20 protein-coding genes are annotated in these 22,077 nt (G+C 39.8%); 16 read left to right on the top strand and 4 right to left on the bottom strand.

What is annotated here, in order from left to right; all coding sequences use genetic code 11:
• Positions 1–3: 3 nt before the first annotated feature.
• From BLR27_RS12945 to BLR27_RS12920, 6 genes are read left to right on the top strand one after another with little or no spacing between them, the layout of a single operon-like run.
• Positions 4–417, top strand: a complete 414-nt coding sequence (locus BLR27_RS12945) for a DUF6691 family protein (RefSeq protein ID WP_090705514.1) — start codon at positions 4–6, stop codon at positions 415–417.
• A gap of 11 nt (positions 418–428) precedes the next feature.
• A complete protein-coding gene (locus BLR27_RS12940; RefSeq protein WP_090705512.1) occupies positions 429–1,517 on the top strand; it encodes a c-type cytochrome in 1,089 nt (362 codons plus the stop codon).
• Between the two features lie 26 nt (positions 1,518–1,543).
• The gene (locus tag BLR27_RS12935) at positions 1,544–3,232 is read left to right on the top strand and encodes a bifunctional metallophosphatase/5'-nucleotidase (RefSeq protein WP_090705510.1); all 1,689 of its coding nucleotides are present in this window, start codon (positions 1,544–1,546) and stop codon (positions 3,230–3,232) included.
• 10 nt (positions 3,233–3,242) lie between these two features.
• On the top strand, positions 3,243–3,680 hold the full coding sequence (locus tag BLR27_RS12930) for a DsrE family protein (RefSeq protein WP_090705508.1): 438 nt from the start codon (positions 3,243–3,245) through the stop codon (positions 3,678–3,680).
• A gap of 36 nt (positions 3,681–3,716) precedes the next feature.
• Entirely contained in the window at positions 3,717–5,147 is a 1,431-nt protein-coding gene (locus tag BLR27_RS12925) for an OprD family outer membrane porin (RefSeq protein ID WP_090705506.1), read from the top strand.
• A complete protein-coding gene (locus BLR27_RS12920) occupies positions 5,147–5,782 on the top strand; it encodes a Crp/Fnr family transcriptional regulator (protein WP_090705505.1) in 636 nt (211 codons plus the stop codon). Before BLR27_RS12925 ends, BLR27_RS12920 begins: the two co-directional genes overlap by 1 nt.
• A 30-nt stretch (positions 5,783–5,812) precedes the next feature.
• On the opposite strand, the gene BLR27_RS12915 is transcribed toward BLR27_RS12920, so the two are convergent.
• On the bottom strand, positions 5,813–6,829 hold the full coding sequence (locus BLR27_RS12915) for a sodium:calcium antiporter (protein ID WP_090705503.1): 1,017 nt from the start codon (positions 6,827–6,829) through the stop codon (positions 5,813–5,815).
• Between the two features lie 227 nt (positions 6,830–7,056).
• On the opposite strand from BLR27_RS12915, the gene uxaC reads away from it, so the two are divergent.
• From uxaC to BLR27_RS12880, 7 genes are all read left to right on the top strand, one after another.
• Positions 7,057–8,457, top strand: a complete 1,401-nt coding sequence (gene uxaC, locus BLR27_RS12910) for a glucuronate isomerase (RefSeq protein WP_090705502.1) — start codon at positions 7,057–7,059, stop codon at positions 8,455–8,457.
• A gap of 21 nt (positions 8,458–8,478) precedes the next feature.
• Positions 8,479–9,813 (top strand): MFS transporter, encoded by a 1,335-nt coding sequence (locus tag BLR27_RS12905; RefSeq protein WP_176767701.1) that lies wholly within the window; start codon positions 8,479–8,481, stop codon positions 9,811–9,813.
• Positions 9,814–9,951: 138 nt separating this feature from the next.
• Positions 9,952–10,992: a Gfo/Idh/MocA family protein gene (locus BLR27_RS12900; protein WP_090705500.1), complete on the top strand. Its 1,041-nt coding sequence runs from the start codon at positions 9,952–9,954 to the stop codon at positions 10,990–10,992.
• Positions 10,993–11,014: 22 nt separating this feature from the next.
• Positions 11,015–12,220 (top strand): Gfo/Idh/MocA family protein, encoded by a 1,206-nt coding sequence (locus tag BLR27_RS12895; RefSeq protein WP_090705498.1) that lies wholly within the window; start codon positions 11,015–11,017, stop codon positions 12,218–12,220.
• A gap of 57 nt (positions 12,221–12,277) precedes the next feature.
• Positions 12,278–13,627 (top strand): Gfo/Idh/MocA family protein, encoded by a 1,350-nt coding sequence (locus BLR27_RS12890; RefSeq protein WP_090705496.1) that lies wholly within the window; start codon positions 12,278–12,280, stop codon positions 13,625–13,627.
• Between the two features lie 165 nt (positions 13,628–13,792).
• Positions 13,793–15,067 carry an MFS transporter gene (locus BLR27_RS12885; RefSeq protein ID WP_090705495.1) on the top strand — a complete coding sequence of 425 codons (1,275 nt, stop codon included), beginning with the start codon at positions 13,793–13,795 and terminating at the stop codon, positions 15,065–15,067.
• A 2-nt stretch (positions 15,068–15,069) separates the two neighbouring features.
• A complete protein-coding gene (locus BLR27_RS12880) occupies positions 15,070–16,470 on the top strand; it encodes a putative oxidoreductase C-terminal domain-containing protein (protein ID WP_245704512.1) in 1,401 nt (466 codons plus the stop codon).
• On the opposite strand, the gene BLR27_RS12875 is transcribed toward BLR27_RS12880, so the two are convergent.
• Complete coding sequence (locus BLR27_RS12875; RefSeq protein ID WP_090705493.1) at positions 16,459–17,556, bottom strand: DUF3810 domain-containing protein; 1,098 nt, start codon at positions 17,554–17,556, stop codon at positions 16,459–16,461. The genes BLR27_RS12880 and BLR27_RS12875 overlap by 12 nt on opposite strands.
• A 109-nt stretch (positions 17,557–17,665) precedes the next feature.
• Between BLR27_RS12875 and BLR27_RS12870 the strand changes: the two genes are divergently transcribed.
• Together BLR27_RS12870 and BLR27_RS12865 are read left to right on the top strand one after the other, a co-directional pair.
• Positions 17,666–18,127, top strand: coding sequence for a MaoC family dehydratase (locus tag BLR27_RS12870; RefSeq protein WP_090705492.1), 462 nt, complete (start codon positions 17,666–17,668; stop codon positions 18,125–18,127).
• 180 nt (positions 18,128–18,307) lie between these two features.
• A complete protein-coding gene (locus BLR27_RS12865; RefSeq protein WP_090705490.1) occupies positions 18,308–19,570 on the top strand; it encodes a TCR/Tet family MFS transporter in 1,263 nt (420 codons plus the stop codon).
• A 28-nt stretch (positions 19,571–19,598) separates the two neighbouring features.
• On the opposite strand, the gene BLR27_RS12860 is transcribed toward BLR27_RS12865, so the two are convergent.
• Both BLR27_RS12860 and BLR27_RS12855 read right to left on the bottom strand, forming a co-directional pair.
• Positions 19,599–20,192 (bottom strand): hypothetical protein, encoded by a 594-nt coding sequence (locus BLR27_RS12860; RefSeq protein WP_090705488.1) that lies wholly within the window; start codon positions 20,190–20,192, stop codon positions 19,599–19,601.
• A gap of 88 nt (positions 20,193–20,280) precedes the next feature.
• Positions 20,281–21,123, bottom strand: a complete 843-nt coding sequence (locus tag BLR27_RS12855) for a CvfB family protein (RefSeq protein WP_090705486.1) — start codon at positions 21,121–21,123, stop codon at positions 20,281–20,283.
• A 178-nt stretch (positions 21,124–21,301) separates the two neighbouring features.
• On the opposite strand from BLR27_RS12855, the gene BLR27_RS12850 reads away from it, so the two are divergent.
• The gene (locus tag BLR27_RS12850) at positions 21,302–22,060 is read left to right on the top strand and encodes a DUF2490 domain-containing protein (protein WP_176767700.1); all 759 of its coding nucleotides are present in this window, start codon (positions 21,302–21,304) and stop codon (positions 22,058–22,060) included.
• Positions 22,061–22,077: the final 17 nt, after the last annotated feature.

The following is a 22,077-nucleotide window of genomic DNA, read 5'->3' as shown; positions in this document are numbered from 1 at the left end:
TCGATGAAATTTATAAAATTCCTTTTGCTGGGTATAGTTTTTGGCATAGTAATGACCAAATCTGAAGCTGTTTCATGGTTTCGAATTCAGGAAATGTTCCGTTTTCAGGCCTTTCACATGTATGGAATTATTGGAACAGCCGTAACATTGGGTGTGACTGGTGTTGCATTGATAAAGAAGTTTAAAATACGCGACTATCATGGTAACCCTATCGTGTTTAGTCCGAAAGACAGATCTGTTAGCCGCTACCTTTTAGGTGGCAGTATATTCGGACTTGGCTGGGCTTTAAGTGGTGCTTGTCCGGGTCCAATGGTAGTTAATGTTGGCTATGGATACTGGGCAATGGCAATAGTTTTCTTTTTTGCTTTGGTCGGGACTTATTTATATGGTGTTTTAAAGAGTAAATTACCTCATTAAAATTTAAGCTTATGTCTGAGAAGCAGGATGACAGAAATATACTTAACGATCTGTTTTCAGTTATCAATAAACTGATTCTCGTTATGGTATTATTGATTGTTTTTATGGTTGCCCTCCCGCTAGGGTATTATATCAGCAATCTGCCAAAAAGGCCAAAAGTTGTGCTGGAGGATGCGCCTGCAGTTCTTGCTGAAGTAAAGAAAATTGTTCAGGAATACTGGATCGCGCCGGATGTAAGTACCATTTCTGATCCCACAGAAAAAGAAACGGTAGAGTATGGCAGGGAGCTAATTGCTCATACCTCAAAATATCTTGGTCCGAATGGTTCTGTCATGCAGATTAGTAATGGAATGAATTGTCAGAATTGCCATTTGCAGGCTGGAACAGCAGTTTTTGCAAACAATTACGGTTCTGTAGCGTCTTTGTATCCAAAGTTCAGAGCACGAAGCGGTGCAGTTGAAAATGTTGAAAAACGGGTTAATGATTGCTTTGAAAGAAGTCTGAACGGGTCTGCTTTGGATGACAACTCAAAGGAAATGAAGGCTATTGTAGCGTATATCAATTATTTGGGGACCAATGTGAAGAAGGGCGAAAAAGCAGCTGGATCTGGATTTAAGGATCTGGCTTTTCTTGACAGGGCTGCCGATCCCATTAATGGTAAGGCTGTATATGCGGGAAAATGCGTGAGCTGCCATCAGCCTGATGGTTCAGGCTTGTTGAATCCCGATAAATCGGAATATACTTTTCCGCCGTTATGGGGAAAGAACAGCTATAATGATGGAGCAGGATTGTACCGTATTTCCAATTTTGCAAAATATGTGAAATACAATATGCCTATCGGTGCAACTCATGAAAATCCGCAATTGAGTGATGAAGAGGCATGGGATATTGCAGCCTTTGTAAATTCACAGGCCCGTCCGCATATTAATGTTCCTAAAGACTGGCCTGATAAGTCTAAAAAGCCTATCGATCATCCTTTTGGTCCCTTTGCTGATACGTTTACTGAAAAACAACATAAATACGGGCCATTTAAACCGATTGCAGAAGAACAAAAGAAACGCGAAGCAGCCGCAGCGCTTGCTAATGAAAAAAAGATATAGGGTTGATTTCTTAAAAATTTAATAATATGGAGAATAACAGGAGGGGCTTTTTAAGAAAAGTTGGCGCAATTGGAGCCGGTGCAGCATTGATTTCAGCTAACCCAATCCTTTCAATAGCTGAAGAAATTTCAGTTAATACGGATGATAATTCAAGTGAATCGGAATTTACCATATCCATTTTGCAAACTACAGATGTTCATTGTCAGGTACACCCTCATGATGAACTTTTTTGGGAAAATGATCAGTCAGTTTTTCGTAAAACAGGTGGCTATGCTCATCTTGCTACTTACCTGAAGAAGGAGAAGAAAAGAAACCCGGATACCTTTATTATCGATACCGGGGACATGTTTCAGGGAAGTGAACTTTCAGTGAAGACATCCGGCAAGGCTATGGTCCCGGTTTTAAATGAACTTGGCTACGATCTATACCTGCCTGGTAATTGGGAGGTTATATATTACAAAAAGGCAATGCAAACTTTACTGGGGTCATTAAATGCGCCCAAAGTTTGTGCAAATATGTATCATGACCTTGGTGATGGTAAGAAGGGAGAATTAATTTTTCAGCCTTATCATATCTGGAATGTAAAAGGTGTAAAAATTGGTTTTATAGGATATACCGATCCTTTAGTGCCAGTCAGGCAATCTCCAAGCTATAGTAAAGGCATTATTTATACAAAACCCGAAGAAAATCTTGCTCATTATATAGATGTATTAAAAAACCAGGAGCAATGTGCGTATGTTTTAATGTTGTCTCATTTAGGCCTTTCACAGCAAATTCATATAGCCAATCTTCCTGAATGTGAAGGTATTGACTATATTTTAGGGGGTGATACACATGAACGTGTACGAAAACCAATTCAATGTAAATATTCTAAAGTAGTTGAACCCGGAGCATTTGGTTCATTTGTTGGCAAACTAGAACTTAGAATAAAGGATGGTAAGGTTGTTCAGGATGATTATTCATTGGTTGAAATAGATTCAAAAAAATATAAAGCGGATAAAAGTATTAGCCGTTTAATTGAAGAAAATGAAATTCCGTTTGAAGATGATATCAATACCATCGCCGGATACAGCACTATTCCGCTTTACCGTTATTTTGTAATTGAAAATACAATAGATACGCTTATTCTGGATGCATTAAAATGGAAAATCAAAGAAGCTGATATTGTTCTTTCAAATGGCTTCAGATTTTGTCCGCCAAATGCTACTGTTGATTCAACAGGCAATATTCCGATTACAAACGGGTATATTTATGATATGCTTCCGGTGGATAGTGTGGTAAGAACCGGTTCTGTGACAGGTAAGCAAATTACCGACTGGCTTGAGAGGGAATTAAATAATGTATTTGCAGAAGATGCTTCTCAGCGTTTGGGCGGATGGGTGATCAAATTTAAAGGTATGAAAGTGAGCTTCAACGCATTTGCTGATAATGGTAAGCGTGTTAAGGAGGTTGAAGTTGACGGAAAACCATTGGATTATGGCAAAACTTACCGTATTTGTGCATGTGAACGGGAAGGCGATCCTCTGGATATGCTTTGCAGAATGAGAGGGGTTTCAAATGCAAGTAATACTCCTTTTACATTACACTCTGTGTTAAAAGAATATTTAAAGCTAAATTCACCAGTAACTCCTGAGCCTCCATTGTCTGCGAAAGTATTAGATGCTCCGCAAAAATTGCTTACTCAGGTTACAGGAGTTGATTATCAATTTCGCTAAATAAACAAAGATGAAAAAAATCCTTCTTGTAATTCTGCTGTTTGTTGTTTCAAATAGCCTGAGTGCTCAATCAGCAAACGGTCAGATGGCCTCTGCCGCTAACTATCATGGACTGAAAATTGTTTTTCAGCTCACTTCAGCAGATACGGTGATCCATCAGACATTGATGAGCCAGTTAAAGAACTATTTTAGTGTGGCACCTGACACAAAATTTGAAGTGGTTTGCCACGGAGGAGGACTAAATATGCTGGTGAAAAAGACCTGCGTCATTCAGGATCAGATCAAAATGTATGCTGATAAAGGAGTGAGTTTTGTAGCATGTGAATTTGCTATGAAAAAGAGAAATGTCACTAAAGAAGAGTTAGTTGCAGGAGCTGGTACCGTAACCTCAGGGGTTCTGGAAATTGCAAAAAAACAACAGGAAGGCTGGAGTTATATTAAGTTATAACACCAATATTCTGCCGTCCGATTAAATCTAATTTAAATGAGATCTATTTTCTACCTGGCTTTGCTATGCCTTATTTTTTTTCAGTTTGAGAATGCTAAGGCTCAACATCAGGATGTCAGCGAGCGTCCTGAAATGTACAAAGGCAAAGAAACTAATGAAGCGGATAGTGGTTCCTTACTTGGGGCATTTAAGGGAGGTAAGGTGCAGGGTCATTTCAGGTATTTTTTTATGAATACTGTAAATGAAGGCGAACTTACAGACTACTATGCAAATGCTGCCGGTGGTGGTTTAAGGTTTGAAACTGCCAGGTTTCATAACTTTCAATTTGCAATAAGCGGGTTTTATATTTTCAATATTGGTTCATCTGATATGACAAAGGCAGATCCAACAAGCGGACAATTCAACCGCTATGAGATTGGCTTATTTGATCTGGAGGATCCCAAAAATAAAAGTGATATTGATCGTCTGGAAGAATTTTATCTTAAATATCATGTTAATAAATCATCGCTGATCTTCGGCCGCCAATTACTCAATACTCCATTTATTAATCTTCAGGACGGCAGAATGAGGCCAACCGGAACGGAAGGTTTCTGGGCCGAGATCAATGAAATAAAGGGCTTAAAGATTGAAGGGGGCTGGCTGTATGCCATCTCACCCCGGAGTACAACCAAATGGTATACTATCGGGGAAACAATCGGGGCATACTCTGCAGGTTTAAATCCGGATGGTACTCCATCAAAATACCCGAACAATATTAAAAGTAATGGTGTGGCTTTAATGGGGATAAAAACCAATCTGACAAAGCAATTAAAACTCCAGGCCTGGGATATGTACACCGAAAATGTTTTTAATACAGCGATGTTACAGACCGATCTCGTTTTGCCACTAAAAAATAAAACAAACTTCATTGCTGCGGCCCAATTAATTAAACAGGATGCCATACATGATGGCGGTAATCAGGACCAATCAGCCAGCTATTTTTTAAAGGATTCCAGGTCATTAAGTTTTGGTGCTAAACTGGCTCTGAAAAATAATACCTGGGAGACTTCTCTGAATTATAACCGCATTACTGCTGATGGGCGCTATTTGGTTCCAAGAGAATGGGGAAGAGACCCATTCTTTACATTTCTTCCACGCGAGCGAAATGAAGGCTTTGGAGATTTACATGCATTTATGGCTAAATTGGACCATAAATTTCCGGAATCTGGCTTTAAAACATCAATTGCAGTAGGTTATTATAAGCTACCAGATGTAAAGAACTATGCCCTGAACAAATATGGTCTTCCTTCATATACCCAGATAAATACAGATTTTAGATATACCTTTGCTAAAGCATTGAAAGGTCTCGAAGCCCAACTCCTCCTGGTAGCTAAGATCAATGGCGGCGAAACCTATGGTAATAGTAAAATGGTGATCAATAAGGTAAATATGTTTCAAACTAATTTTGTTTTAAACTTTCATTTCTGATGATAGCTAATCTGGATAAGCTTAAGAGTATTTTTGAACCTCAGTTAATAACTGAGATACAACAGTTCGGGATCTTTCAAACCTTTAAGGAAGGTGATCTGATCATGGATTATGGCAAATATGTCCGCATGATGCCAATTGTTCTGCAAGGTACTGTGAAGGTATCCCGTTTGGATGAAAAGGAAAATGAGATCCTTTTATACTATTTGTCAAGTAATGAAAGCTGTTCAATGGCTTATAGTTGTTGTCTGGAAGCCAAGAAAAGTGAAGTTAGGGCGGTAGCTGAAGATAATGTTGAACTAATTGCGATTCCCCATCTCAAGCTGGATGATTGGCTTTGTACCTACCCAAGCTGGAAAAACTATATCATGCGCAGTTTCAATGAGCGCTTCATAGAACTATTGAAATCAATTGAAAGTATCGCGTTTCATAAACTCGATGAAAGACTTATAGCCTATTTAAAAGAAAAACAACGAATGAGCGGTTCCAGTGTTATCAAGGCCTCTCATAATTTAATCGCTGACGAACTGGCTACTTCAAGGGTAGTTATTTCCAGACTTTTAAAGCAGCTCGAAAACGATGAGAAAATCATTCTTTATAGAAATGAAATAAAACTACTTGCTTCTTTTTCCTGATCTGATTCTGAAAAAAAGTACCAGACTGTCCTACCCTAAGTGGTATAATGATAATATCAGGGTGATATAAAGTATGATCAGAATAATTGCATCAATACCTAAAACAAACCTCTTTTTTGGAGAACCGATCAATATACTTACACCAACCACGGCGGTCATAAGTAAGGTAACAAGGCCACTTAGTGCATGATTTGGATCGCTTACCAGTAATAATTTCCCCTTGGTGTACAATAGATCATTAATGGCCAGGATTAGCATATTGAAAATATTACTTCCTAAAAGATTGCCAACAGCCATGTCCATGCTGCCCATTCTGACAGCGGCAATTGATATAACCAGTTCGGGCAATGAGGTGGTTGCTGCAACCAGAAGTGTTCCAACAAATGATTCACTCATGCCTGTTCTTGTAGCAAGCTCATCGGCAAAATAAGGCAGCAATATGGCTCCCGCAATTACAAGGAGGGCATAATAGACATATCGTTTGATTGCGATCTTCAAATTAATGTCCTTATATCTATCACGGTATTCCGTGTTGACTCCCTGAATTGTATCTGTAGAAAATTTTCGGTCATTTTCATAAATGATCCGGATAGTTAACAAATAGAGGATGATAAGCAAAACCGGAAAAGTACTAAACCAGCCTATGTCAGGCATAAGGTCTCCATATAATATTCCGATGATCGAGAGAACAATCAGAATCATACCGAAAAATCCTGCGAGAACATGGCTTTTGGTCACTACTGATGAAAGTGGTTTGCCCGGTACAAAATAGTCCAGTACAGCTAAAATTACCAGGTTAAAGGAAAGACTTCCCATGATACTTCCAACAGCAATGTCCGGAGAATCTATCAATACTATAGCACTGAAACCTGTAAATAGCTCGGGAAGTGAGGTTACAGCTGCCATTAGGATCAGTCCCATCCAGGCTTTGCCCATTCCAGTTAATTCAGCAATTATGTCCCCATATTTAGAAAGCCGGGTTCCACTGTAGGTAATTAAAGCCGAACATAAAATAAAACCTGCTATCAGGAGGACAATTGAATTCATCTGTATAATTTATATTGAATTGACTCCTGAAAATCAATTCATTTTTATTGCACTCTTAAAGATAATAAGTTAGTGATTTTTTGGCTCAGATTATTAATTTCATGTAGCAGGGTGAGCATGCGTATGATCTATCGAATTGATTTTGGGTAGTTTTAAGAAGAAAATTTACCATATTGCTTTACGGTACAGGCATGTTTAATACAATCCGACCTTGAGAATAAAAACAAATGAAGACATTTTTAGACCAGGACTTTCTACTTGAAACCACAACAGCAAAAACACTTTATCATAATTTTGCTGCCAGACTGCCAATCATAGATTATCATTGCCATCTTCCCCCAAACCAGATTGCAGAAGATTCAAACTTCAAAAATTTAGCGCAAATATGGTTGTATGGAGACCATTATAAATGGCGTGCCATGCGGGCCAATGGTATTCCTGAAAAATATATAACAGGCGATGCGAGCGATTATGAAAAATTTGAAAAATGGGCCGAAACCGTTCCTTATACTTTAAGAAATCCGCTTTACCACTGGACACATCTGGAACTGCAAAGGTATTTTGATGTTTATGATATTCTATCTCCGGCTACCGCAAGAAAGATATATGATGAATGTACTGCAAAACTCCAGACTCCGGAATATTCTGTTCGCCGTCTGATTGAAAAAATGAATGTTGAAAGTATTGGAACTACAGACGACCCTCTTGATGATCTGTTATCTCATCAGAAGATCAGGGCAGATGGTTTTTTTACTAAAGTTTTGCCATCATTCAGACCTGATAAGGCAATGAATGCAGATAATATACCTGAGTTTAGTTCCTACATTAAAAAACTGGGTGAAATTTCAGGGCAGCAAATAACTGATTTCAGGCAGTTTCTGGATGCTCTGAAGAGCAGGCATGATTTCTTTGCTCAAAATGGTTGTAATGTTTCTGACCATGGAATTGAGCAGCTTTATTGTGAAGAATATACAGATGCTGAAATCGAGGGTATCTTTAGTAAGATCCTTGATCTGGAGGTTTTAAGTGCTTCTGAAGTGTTAAAGTTTAAGTCATGCATGCTTATTAACCTGGCCATTTGGGATCATGAAAAAGGCTGGGTTCAGCAATATCATGTGGGTGCACTAAGGAATAATAATTCGAGACTGTTAGGCGAGCTTGGTCCCGATACCGGATTCGATTCCATTGGTGATTTTTCACAGGCGGTGAGCCTTTCAAAATTTTTAAACAAGCTGGATTCAACAAACAGACTGACAAAGACCATACTTTATAATCTCAATCCGGCTGATAATGAAATGGTTGCTGCCATGGCAGGTAATTTTAATGATGGTACAGTAGCAGGAAAGATCCAGTTTGGAGCAGCCTGGTGGTTTCTTGATCAGAAACATGGAATCATTGATCAGATCAATGCATTATCTAATATGGGCCTGTTAGGCCGGTTTGTTGGTATGATCACCGATTCAAGAAGCTTTCTTTCCTATCCAAGACATGAATATTTCAGGAGAATCCTCTGTAATCTAATTGGGAATGATGTTGAAAATGGTGAGTTACCTGCTGACATAGATTGGCTTGGTAAAATGGTTGAGAATATTTGCTACTTTAACGCAAAGAAATATTTTAATTCCTGATAAATATAAAAACCGGTCTGAATGAAAGTGCCCATATTAACCAGCCTGCAGCCAATGACGAATTATCGCTGGACGATATGTTCCCTGGTCTTTTTCGCTACAACCATCAATTATCTCGACAGACAAGTCATAAGCTTGTTAAAGCCTATGCTTGAGAAGGAATTTAATTGGTCGGAATCAGATTATTCAAATATTGTGGCTTCATTCCAGCTGGCTTATGCCCTGGGGATGCTGGGTGTGGGAAGTATTATTGATAAGATCGGCAGTAAACTTGGCTATGCGATATCCCTGATCCTATGGAGCATCGCGTCTATCATGCATGCATTTGCAACATCTACCTTTGGCTTTGGGGTGGTAAGAGCATTTTTGGGAGTGACAGAAGCCGGAAACTTTCCTGCAGCTATTAAAGTGGTGGCAGAGTGGTTTCCAAAGAAGGAAAGAGCCTTTGCAACAGGTATATTTAATAGCGGGACCAATATTGGAGCGGTGATAGCTCCTTTGATAGTGCCCTGGATAGCGATAAGTTATAGCTGGCAAATGGCTTTTATTCTGACCGGAGCTGTCGGATTTTTATGGCTTATTTTCTGGTTCCTTCTTTATAATTCGCCCGACAAGCATAAGCTGGTTAATGCTGCAGAGCTTGAACATATTAACAGCGACGGGGAGTCTGTATTGGCTGAGGGTACTGAACCCCAGGCAGATATTCCTTGGAGTAAATTATTGACGTATAAACAAACCTGGGCCTTTGCTGTCGGTAAATTTTTATCTGATGGAGTATGGTGGTTCTTCTTATTCTGGCTTCCTGCCTTCTTAATTTCCGAATATGGTCTTGTTGGAATGGAGATAAGTTTTCCTGTTGCAGTGGTTTATCTGATGGCAGGTGTTGGTAGTGTTGCAGGTGGATGGCTGCCCATGTGGTTCATGAATACCAAAGGCTGGAGCATGGTTCGCGCCAGAAAAACATCCATGTTTATTTATGCATTGTTCCCAATTTTAGTGATGTTCTCACAGGCAGCAGGCTCCTATGATATGTGGTATGCCGTCATTATTATTGGTATTGCTATGTCTGCACATCAGGCATGGTCGGCCAATATTCTGACCACGGTTTCAGACATGTTCCCAAAGAGATCTATTGGAGCTGTAATCGGAATCGGTGGAATGTTCGGCGGTTTTGGAAGTATCACAGTGGCGAAATCTGCCGGTGCCTTGCTTGATTATTATAAAGCTCAGGGCGATGTTCAAACAGGGTATTACATTCTTTTTCTGTTCTGTGGAACGGCCTATCTGATCGCCTGGTTTTTGATGTTTCGGGTTTTGGCTCCTAAAATGACGCCTATTCAGGCTGAAGTTAGGTAACCTTAGTGATATGCTATTAAAATCGCAGGTTCATAATTTGCAAAACCGGGATGTTTATTCTACTTTTCATGTGTGAAATCATCTCTAGCACTTATAGAGAAAAGTATTTGAATAACACATCGATAATTTTATATTAAAATGAGTTCAGAACAAAATCGCAGATCGTTCATTAAAACTTCGGCCCTGGCTGCGGCAGGTATAGGATTAGGCATGAATAGCTTTGCTGAAAACCTTGGTCCCGCTTCGAAACTATTGTTTGCAGAAGGCACAAGGGTAGGGATAATTGGATTGGATACTTCTCATAGTATCGCCTTTACAAAGGCCCTGAATAATCCTGCTGCAGGTCCTGAGTTTGGAGGATTTAAGGTAGTTGCGGCATATCCATATGGTAGCAGGGAAATACAGAGCAGCTCCGACAGGATTTTGGGTTATACCGCAGAAATGAAAACTCTGGGGGTTGAAATTACGGGCTCAATTGCTGACCTTTTGAAAAAAGTTGATTTTATTCTTTTAGAAACTAATGATGGCCGATTACACCTTGAACAAGCCCTGGAGGTGATCAAAGCGGGTAAGCGCTTCTTTATTGATAAACCAATCGCAGCTTCGCTTGCAGATGCCGCTGCAATTTTTGCGGCTGCAAAGAAAGCAAATGTTGGCGTTTTCTCTTCCTCATCGTTAAGATATACCACCGGTGCTCAGGAGCTGGCTGCCGGTAAGCTGGGAAAAGTTCTTGGTGCTGAAACCTATAGTCCATGTCACCTTGAAAGTACTCATCCAGATCTTTTCTGGTATGGTATTCATGGTGTAGAATCATTATTCACAGTTATGGGAACAGGCTGCAAGGAAGTGGTAAGAGTGAGTACTGCTGATACAGATGTAGTTACCGGTACCTGGAATGATGGAAGAGTAGGAACTTTCCGTGGTACCCGTTCAGGTAAAGCAGGATATGGAGGTACCGTATTCGCAGAAAAAGGAACAGCTCCTATTGGCGACTATGGTGGTTATAATCCATTACTTATAAGAATAATTGATTTTTTCAAAACAGGGGTAGTGCCGGTCAGTTCTGAGGAAACTCTCGAGATATGTGCATTTATGGAAGCAGCAGATGCAAGTAAAAAAATGGGTGGAATTCCTGTCAGTCTTGATTCTATGTTCAGCAAATCATCATTAAAGCGTTAAAAATTATTCTGATAAAAATATAATGAAAACAACAGATAAGTCACGAAGAAAATTTATTGCAACCGGTGCCCTTGCCTTATCTGGTTTAACCGCATTTGGATATCAGGGGATCTCTCTGAGTGATTTGGGCCAGACTGGTCCGATACGAATTGGCCTCATAGGTTCAGGTAGCAGAGGACAGGGATTAGCCTCATTGCTTAGTAAAATTCAGGGCTTTGAGCTTATTGCCTGCTGTGATATCATACCTGAAAACTTGCAGGGTGGTATGAAACTTGCTGCAAAAGGAGCCAGATCTTATACCGACTATAAAAAGCTTCTCCAGGATAAGGATATTCAGGCTGTGATCATCGCAACACCTCTGTACCTTCATTATCCGATGGCAGTGGATGCCATAGCCGCCGGAAAGCATATTTACATGGAGAAAACCATGGCCTATACTATTCCGCAGGCGCTTGATCTGGTAAAAAGAGTAGAAAGATCAAACCTTGTTTTTCAGGTGGGACATCAGTACCGCTATTATTCGATGTATTTAAAAGTGAAAGAGATCCTTTCACAGGGATGGATTGGAAAGGTTAGTCATTATGAATGTCAGTATAATCGTAATTCCGACTGGCGTAAACCGGTAAGCGACCCTAAAATGGAGCGAGCGATTAACTGGCGTATGTATAAGGAATATTGCGGAGGAGTTCTTTCTGAACTTAGTGCACATGAAATAGATATCGTGAACTGGATGGAGGATAGTCATCCTTTGAAAGTTGCCGGTTTTGGTGGAATAGATTACTGGAAAGACGGTAGAGAAACTTTTGATAATATCAGGCTTGTTTATGAATATCCGGGGGGTGTGAAAGCAAGTGTAACATCTATCCTTTCCAATGAATATAAAGGGTATTCCATACGAATACTCGGATCAAAAGGAACGATTGAAATTCTCAGAGATCAGGCATATATCTATCCTGAAGCAACCAAAAAAACACTGGGTACAGTTGATGGTGTGACCGGAGCAACGATTGAAGTTCTTCCTGGTGGAAAAGGACAGCCAATAGTTTTTGAAAAACAATTGGATCCAACTTCTTATGCTTTGCAGGATTTTGCAGAATGTATTTTAAAAGGGAAGAAACCTGCATCTAATGTAAATAACGGTCGGGATGTAGCTATAGCAGTACACATGGGAAATCAAGCTGCAGAAACAGAAAAAACACAATACTGGAAAGATGAATATTCAGTATGATCATACCTATTAAAAAATAATTTATAAAGGGGCTTTCAGGTCCGAAAACTGATAAATATGAAAAATTCAGATACCCGCAGAGATTTTATTAAAAAGACAGTAACCGGGGCTGCCGCACTTTCCTTCGGAGGTGTTTTGCCAGGTTTTAGCGCTAAAAGTTATGCCCGCATTCTTGGAGCAAATGAGCGAATTCAGGTTGCAATGATGGGTGTAAACAGTCGTGGTCTGGCACTTGCATCTAATTTTGCCGCTCAAAAGAATTGTGAGGTCCGTTACATCTGTGATGTTGATAAAAGAGCTGCTGAAAAATGTATCGGCACAGTTGCCAAAATACAGGACAGTACTCCTAAGGCACAGCCTGACTTCAGAAAGGCACTTGAAGATAAGCAATTGGATGCTTTAGTAGTTGCCGCTCCGGATCATTGGCATGCTCCTGCTGCTTTACTGGCTTCTGCTGCTGGAAAACATGTCTATCTTGAAAAGCCATGCAGTCATAACCCACATGAAGGAGAACTGCTAATTGCTGCGGCTAATAAATATAAAAATATCATTCAAATGGGTAATCAGCGTCGTTCATGGCCAAATGTAGCTGCCGGAATCGCTGAATTACATGGCGGAATTATTGGCCGTCCGTATTATGCAAAAACCTGGTATACTAATAACAGACCTTCAATAGGGGTAGGTAAGACCATTCCGGTACCTGAATGGCTTGACTACGATCTTTGGCAGGGACCTGCACCACGCAGGGAGTTGAAAGATAACCTGATCCATTATAACTGGCATTGGTTCTGGCACTGGGGAACAGGTGAGGCTTTGAATAATGGTACGCATATGATCGATCTTGCCCGCTGGGGCCTGCAGGTTGACTTCCCGACAAAAGTAACCTCTGCCGGTGGCAGATACAGATATCAGGATGATTGGGAAGCGCCTGATACACAAAATATTAGCATAGAATTCGCCAATAAATCAACAATTTCATGGGAGGGTCGAAGTTGTAATCCATTCCCGATAGAGGGAAGTACTGTAGGAGTGATCTTCTATGGTGAAAATGGTACTATGGTGATCGGTGGCGGTAATGCATATAAAGCTTATGACCTTAAGAATAATATCATTAAGGAAGCTAAGAATGAGACCAAGGTTGATGCAACTAACCTGACCAGCCCTTCACAACAGCTGGATGCTTATCATCTTCAGAACTTTTTTAGCGCGATAAAGAGCGGAACGCCATTGGCTTCAGATATACATGGTGGCCATAGGAGTACACTTTTATGCCAGCTTGGAAATATTGCTCAACGTACAGGGAAAACGTTGAATATAGACCCTGGTAATGGTCATATTAAAAATGATCCTGCTGCTATGAAACTATGGACAAGAGATTACCAAAAAGGTTGGGAGCCTAAAGTTTAAGATATACTCAAATAGAACCTTATTGTTAATAAGGTTCTATTTTTTTAAATTTTCCGTTCGTTTGAAAATGAAAGGTTTTATTTCCTCCTTTATTATTGTGACTCCTGTAAAATATCTGCTTTCAGAGAGAATAGACAATGATCTTTAAATTAATTTGAGGAAGTAATGATTAAAACTCCAACATCGGGAATTGGTATGTATCGCTGGAAGATCTGCGCCATGTTGTTTCTGGCCACAACAATTAACTTTGTTGATCGTCAGGTGCTCGGAATCCTGGCGCCACAGCTTCAAAAAGAATTCAGCTGGACCGATTCTCAGTACGGGTTTATTGTCTCCTCTTTCCAGGCTGCTTATGCAATTGGATTTCTTTTCATGGGGCATCTCCTGGATAAGATAGGCACTCGTTTGGGTTCTATGATCGCTATTGGATTCTGGAGTACTGCAACAATGATGCACGCACTGGTCAGTTCCTTGTTTGGCTTTGCTGGTGTTCGTTTTCTGTTGGGCTTAGGAGAGGCCGGCAACTTTCCTTCTGCCTTGAAGGCAGTTTCTGAATGGTTTCCCAGAAAAGAAAGAGCCCTTGCGACCGGGATTTTTGTATCCGGTGCAAGTATTGGAGCCATCATAGCTCCGCTAACTGTTCCTTTTATTGCTATTCATTATGGGTGGCAAATGACCTTTATTATTACTGGTGCAATTGGCTTTATCTGGATACTATTCTGGATGCGGATCTATAAGTCTCCAAAAGATCATCCAGGTTTAAGTAAAGAAGAACTGGAATACATAACAAGTGACCCTGTTGAGCCTGAGATTAAAATTCCCTGGCTCCAGCTATTGAGATACAGGCAAACCTGGGCTTTTGCATTCGGAGCATTCATGACCCATCCCATATTTTCATTTTTTCTGTTCTTTTTACCTAAGTTTTTTTACACGAATTATGATATTGGAATTGATAAAATAGGCCCGGTACTGATGGTAATATACCTGATGTCTGATCTGGGCAGTATTCTTGGCGGATGGGCTTCATCCGCACTGATCAAGCATGGCTGGTCCATAAATAAGAGTCGTAAAACTACTATGCTTGTTTCTGCATTATGCGTGGTTCCTGTTTATTTTGCTGCTGAAGCAACAGAAATTTGGGTTTCTGTTGGATTGATCGGCCTGGCTTTGGCTGCTCACTCGGCATGGTCTGCAAACTTGTTTACCCTGACAACAGACATGTTTCCAAGGCAGGTTGTTGGTTCCGTGGTAGGAATAGGAAGTATGCTGGGTGCTGTTGGCGGTATGTTCGCTGCTACAATTGGCGGCTTCCTGCTTCAAACTACAGGAAGCTATGTTTCATTGTTCCTGTTTGCAGGATGTGCTTATCTGATCGCATTTACAGGAATACAAATACTATCTCCTAAATTAAAATCTATAACACTTGAGAAAATAATTTAATTATGATAAGAACTGATCTTAAAAATCTTAAACACATTCTATTAATTAATTGCATGATGATCATTGCAGCAGGCTGTTCTACGAATCCAGATAAACCGAAGGAAAAAACTGATGATAAATTGCAGCTGATCACGCTCGATCCCGGTCATTTTCATTCCGCTCTGGTTCAGAAATCCATGTATGAGGATGTTGATTCGGTAGTTCATGTTTATGCACCTGATGGTCAGGAAGTAAAGTCGCATTTGAGCCTCATCGACAGCTATAATACGCGTGATGAGAATCCTACTGCCTGGAAAGAAAAAGTTTATACGGGTCCGGATTACCTTGATAAAATGTTCGCTGAAAAAGCAGGGAATGTGGTTGTGATCGCCGGTAATAATAAAATGAAAACTGATTATATCCGCAGATCTGTTGAATCGGGACTGAATGTTCTTGCAGATAAGCCGATGGCGATTGATCTGGATGGATTTAACATGCTGGTAAAGGCATTTGAATCTGCAGAAAAGAATAAAGTACTTCTGTATGATATCATGACAGAAAGGTATGAGATCAATAGCATGCTTCAAAAGGAGTTTGCCCATCTTCCGGCATTCGGTCAGCTTGAGAAAGGTACAACTGAAAATCCTTCAGTGACCAAAGTTAGTGTGCATCATTTCTTTAAAAATGTTTCCGGGAAACCACTTGTCAGACCGGCATGGTTCTTTGATGTTAAACAACAGGGTGAAGGTATCACTGATATAACCACCCATCTTGTTGATCTGGTTCAATGGGAGTGCTTCCCGGATCAGATCCTGGATTATAAAAAGGATATAGAAATTGTATCTGCAAAAAGATGGGCAACCAGTATCAATGCTGAACAATTTGAAAAAGTAACCCAGAAGAAAGAATACCCTGAATATTTGAAAGCAGATGTGAAGAATGGGATTTTGAATTCTTATTCCAATGGCGAAATAAACTACCGTCTGAAAGGTATTCATGCTAAAATATCTGTAACCTGGGATTTTCAGGCACCGGAAGGAACAGGAGATACCCATTTTTCTGTGATGTGGGGGACCAATGCCAGCGTAGTTATCAAGCAGGGTAAAGAGCAGAATTTTAAACCAGCCTTATATATTGAGCCGGTAGCGAAAACAGATCTTAAAGCTTTTGAAAAGGCAATCATGGCCGATCTGAAACAGCTGAATATAAAATATCCTGGTGTTGAACTAAAGAAGATTGCCAATGGCTGGGAAGTAATTATTCCTGATACCTATAAAGTTAGCCATGAAGATCATTTTGCTCAGGTAACTAAAAAGTATCTTGAGTATCTGAAAAAAGGAGGACTTCCTGCATGGGAGGTGCCAAATATGATCGCAAAGTATTACACAACAACAAAGGCACGCGAAGTGGCCTTAGGGCGATAAATTTACAGGGGCTTTAATCAGCCCCTTTTTTTTGTAATAGGCCATACTTAGCCTGATCATTTTGTTGTATGTTCTTAAGCCGTCGGGTTGATTATTTGCTTTCAGATAGTTATCATAGAAGATGCTGCTAAGCTTTGATGTAGCTCCGCGATAGGATTTCCAGTACTCGTTCTCCGATTTAAGATCAGTTAAAACCTTTGGGGAGATCCTGCTTTTTAAAGTCTTAAATGCCATACTATCGGTAGTCCAAATGGCAGTAAGGAATTCCTGCGTTGCAAGATAGTAGGATGAATACTTAAGGAGCCTGTTATTTGAGTTAATTCCAGAAATAAACCCGACAAAATTGGCCTCATTTTCTGCTCCAAATCCATTTTGATGAGCCATTTCATGACAAGCTACAAATGGTCTTAAATAGACCGGCATCAGAGCGTTTATCTGGGCTTCTCCTGTAAATGGGTTATAATACCCCGCTGTACCAAGATAACTTAAAATTGGTCCTGATAAGGAAGGCTTAGCTACAGGTTCTGAGGCTCCGAAATTTTGAATTGCCTGGGATGCTGATTTGAAAATGCTATCATTTGATTGAGCGAGATCTTCTGATCGAACTTCAGCGCGGCTATAGTTGACAGAGTCAATGAGCATGGAACCAACTGCTATGAGTTCTGCAGCAGAATAGTCAGATTCTGTAAGATCAAGCCTTTCAAATGCCTCTGTTCTGAAGTAATTGAGGCCCCAGAACAGGTAAAATACCAAAGTGCATACTTGCAGAGCAAGCACAAGACCAAGAAGTAAATGAACCGCTTCTTTAGCCTTTTTCTGAAAGAAGCCTTTCCTGATGATCCGGATAATGCTGACTGCTATAAAAAGTGTGAGCAGTAAGTAAAAAATATCGCCTATGCTAAATGGTATACGATTGAAGATCAGCTGCAGGCCTGACCGAATGAATGGAAAAATTGCTTGTGAGTAATACTCTTCAACGATCGCAGGATAGTTTTTTAGTCGGAATAGTAAAAAAATCAGTACAAACATAAAAACTACCCAAATCAGTCTTTTCTTTGTTGAGGAATATGCCCGGATATTTTTCATGTATCTAATAAACTCTATTTAACGCAAAGAAATTCAAATTCATTAATTTAAATATAAATTTGATTTTATATTGCTCTTTCACACAAAGTTTAAACAATCTCAGGAGACTATGCTGGTAATTAGAAATTTTAATGAATTCGAATCTTTTTTGGGTAAAGAGCTTGGTGTTTCCGAACTGCACAAAATTACACAGGAACAGATCATGAAGTTTGCTGATGCAACTCTGGATCATCAATGGATCCATACTGATCCGGAGCGAGCTGAAAATGAAGGACCATTTAAGGCAACAATCGCGCATGGTTATCTTACACTTTCGCTTATTCCTTATTTGTGGAAGCAAATTGTTGATGTTCAAAATCTAAAAATGGAGATCAATTACGGTATTGAAAATCTAAGATTCGGACAGCCTGTTATTGTGAACAACGATGTAAGGTTAAAAGCTAAACTTGTTTCAATTGCCAATCTGCGGGGAGTGACTAAGGCTACGATTGGTGCAGAACTCGAAATAATAGGCCAGAGCAAACCTGCATTTAAAGGCGAGGTTGTATTCCTGTATCATTTTGAAGGATAAGTATTAAAATAATTAGGGTCGTTCAACAGTTCGTATTGTCTTATTTGTTTAGCCCTTAATTGGAGAACCTATGTAAAATATTGGATGGTGCTCCTCGTAAGCATCTGCTTTGGCTTATAAAACCAGCATTTTCCAAAATAATGACTAATTTCAGCGACTCAATTTCTCATCAGAATATTTATGCCAGGACCCCGTAAAGCTGCCATCAGTTTTATCTTTTTTACCTTATTGCTTGATGTCATCGGACTTGGTTTGATCATACCGGTATTTCCTCAGTTGATCTCTGAATTAGTTGGCGGGAATATGAGTACGGCCTCTCAATGGAGCGGACTTTTAACGTTTGCCTACGCCATAACCCAGTTTGTTTTCGCACCTGTAATTGGTAATTTGAGTGATCAGTACGGCCGTCGTCCGGTATTGCTGTTATCCCTTTTTGGATTTGGTATTGACTATATTTTCCTTTCTCTTGCACCAACTATCTGGTGGTTATTCATCGGAAGGATCATTGCTGGCGTTTTCGGTGCAAGTTTTACAACGGCTACCGCCTATATCGCTGATATCAGTACCCCCGAAACACGCTCCAAAAATTTTGGTATGGTTGGGGCTGCATTTGGACTAGGGTTTATCATTGGTCCTGGTTTGGGCGGATTATTAGGTGAGTTAGGGCCCAGAGTTCCATTTATTGCCGCAGGGGTACTCACTTTTGTGAATATGATCTATGGCTACTTTGTTTTACCTGAATCGCTTTCAAAGGAACACAGGAGGCCATTTGAATGGAAAAGGGCAAATCCGATGGGCTCTTTGATGCAGTTAAAGAAATATAAGGGTGTTGGTGGTCTAATCGTAGCCTTTTTTCTGGTATATATCGGGGGGCATGCAGTACAAAGCACCTGGACATTTGTCAATATTGAAAAATTTCAATGGAGTAACTCGCTGATGGGCCTCTCCCTGACCTTTATAGGTATCCTTATTGCCTCAGTTCAGGGCGGATTGATTCGTTATACCACTCCGAAATTCGGTGAAGAGAAGAGTATCTATATAGGATTAGGCTTGTATGCCTTCGGACTTTTATTGTTTTCTTTTGCCACCGAAGGCTGGATGATGTTTGTCTTTTTGGTTCCTTATTGCCTTGGTGGCATCGCAGGACCTGCTTTACAATCTATTATCTCAGGTAATGTTCCCAAAAATGAACAGGGTGAATTACAGGGAGCCCTGACAAGTGTGATGAGTGTTACTTCAATCATCGGTCCTCTGTTAATGACAAATCTTTTTGCCTGGTTTACAAGGCCTGAAGGAAGTATTAAGTTTGCAGGCGCTCCTTTCCTGGCTGGCGCTGTTTTTATGCTGGTCAGCGCGATATTGGCAGCCAGAACAATGAAGAAGGATTCATTCTTGAATAGAAGATCCAAATCAGATGATGAACCCGAAATCCAGATTCATTGATCTATAAAATTCTTAACCTGAATTAATTTTAGTTTTTCTGCGGAGGACTGATCATGATGTGTGCACGATGAGTTCCCGGATCCATGATCCATGGCATTCCAGGACTGCTGGGCTTTAATGGCAATCCGGTGCTTTCTGGTGTTGCATATGGGATGTAGATCACATACCTGAGGTAACCATCCTTTACAGTTCCTGCCAGAGCATCAAAATTCTCTGCCTTGGCTGTATAAACATATAAACTTGTTGGTTGTTTAGGCATTCTCAGTTTTCCGGCTTTTGCTTCCGCATCTCTGATATCTGAAATTTCTTTTGGAGTTTTTCCAGCCATTTTTAAGTCCCGACCCCGTTTCATGAATGGTTCAAGGTCTTTATGGTAACAAGCTGCATTTAATCCGGGGATCTTAGGGTCATCGGCCAGGCAGATCATTTCATTTTTGCCTTTTCTCAGTAAAATAAAATCACCTTTTTCATTATAACCATAAACACTTGCATCATCTCGTTTGTCTACCGGAGCCGCCAAAAGTGCGGTTTGAATCTGTACGGAGCTTGATGGAATAGTGGTTTGTGCTGAACTTGTAAGTCCCAGACCTAAAAGTGCAATGGATAAAAAGTTTGTTTTCATTAGGCGTTTTTAAGATATATTTAATGCAGACCTATTAATAATATTAGCCTTTTTTATTCAGAATTGCAAAAATATCTGGCAAAGACTCCTATGCCCGTACTTTTGGCACCAGTTTGATCTCAAAATCTGAGATCTCAATCAGGCGTTCCTTATACAAGCTTCCGGCAGCTTTTTTGAATGCTTTTTTGCTGATCTTTAAACGATTGTAAATGTCTTCCGGTGAGCTTTTATCTCCCAGTGATATTGATCCACCGTTTTCTTCAAGTTCAATCATCAGACTGTCTTTAAGATCGAGTATATGCTTGAATCCAATTACCTGAAGGCTAAGATCTATCTTATTGCCTTCTCTGATCTTCTTGATAAACCCTCTTCTCTGGTCACCTGCTTTTAAATCTTCAAAAACCTCATTATGATATAATAGCCCCAAAAACCTCTGGTTGATAACTGCGGTATAACCAAGGTCGCTTTCTTCTGTGATCAGTAATCTTACCTCATCTCCTTCCTCCAGATCATGTTCATCCTGATCAACAAACTCGGCTAATCGGGAAGATGCAGTGATACGTTCACTTCTTTCATCATTAAACAGATAAACTACATATTTCTGTCCGATCTGCATGGGCCGCTTTTGCTCCCTCTCAGGCACAAAAACATCTTTTCCAATGCCCATGTCCAGGAAAGCACCCTGTTCATTCACATCAACAACAGTTAATAATGCAAACTCATCAACCTGTGCAATTGGCGTTTCAGTGGTAGCCATTAATCTGCCATCACTATGGATATAGGTGAAAACATGAAGATTGTCTCCAATTTGAGCATCTTCCGGAGCATGAACATAAGGTAGGAGAACTTCTTTCTCGCCATCGGTTAGGATAAGACCTGCTTCAGTCTTTTTGATAAACCTTAATTCATTAAACTTTCCGATCTCTATCATGTTTTCTGATTGAATATCCTGCAAAGATACTAAAAGCAGTTTATTGATCCTGTTTTAGCTTTGATTTTGGAAAAAGTAGAAAATATAAGTTTTCAAACTTGCTTTTCGGAAACTGATCTTTATTTGCTTTAAGGTTTGATTCTTTAAACTCTTCACTCTATTTTAGTGTATGTTTATTATGAATCATCGGATAGCATTTAAAATTTTATTGTTAATGCTTTTTGCTTTTTCTTCTTTCGGCCAGACCCTAAAGAAAAATTTTATTAAACAGTCCCTTTCGACAGCTGCCTATTCAGCAAATTTTGAATTTTCGCCTAAATGGTCTCTGAGTGCTGAAATTCAGGAGCGTATTTTTTTAGAACCAGTCAGGCAATCTCAGATCTTCTTGAAATCGCAGGTTAATTTTTCTCTATTAAAAGATCTCTCCCTAGGTAATGGTTTTGCTTATTATTTAAATTCTCCTGGAGACCAGGAGTTCGCATCTTCATTTAAGGTTCCTGAAATAAGGCTAAATCATGAACTTGCATACAGACATCAACTCAAACATTTGAATATTGGACATCGCTATAGAATGGAGGAACGTTTCATTCGGAAAAGACTTGATGACTCATTAATTCATGGATACAGATTCATAGAAAGGTTATCCTATATGGTTTCACTGGAATGTAACCTGATCAGATCAAAGAATAAGGTTCACGACTTGAACCTGAAGGTTAGTGACGGAATATATATTAATTCTAATGGTGGAATTATTTACAATACCTTTGACCAGAATCGATTTTATGCAGGACTGAACTACCAGTTGATTAGAAATCTTAGTGTAGAACTTGGCTATATCAATCTGTTTCAGCAACGCAGTTCAGGGGAAGAGTATTTAAATCGTAATATTGCAAGTTTAGCGATAAACCACAGGATAAAAATGCATGCCAGAAATTGACCATTAATCTCTTTTTG

The sequence above is a fragment of the Daejeonella rubra genome, assembly GCF_900103545.1.
In the GTDB taxonomy this organism is placed as follows: Bacteria; Bacteroidota; Bacteroidia; order Sphingobacteriales; family Sphingobacteriaceae; genus Daejeonella; species Daejeonella rubra.
This window is presented reverse-complemented; position numbering and strand designations above follow the sequence as displayed.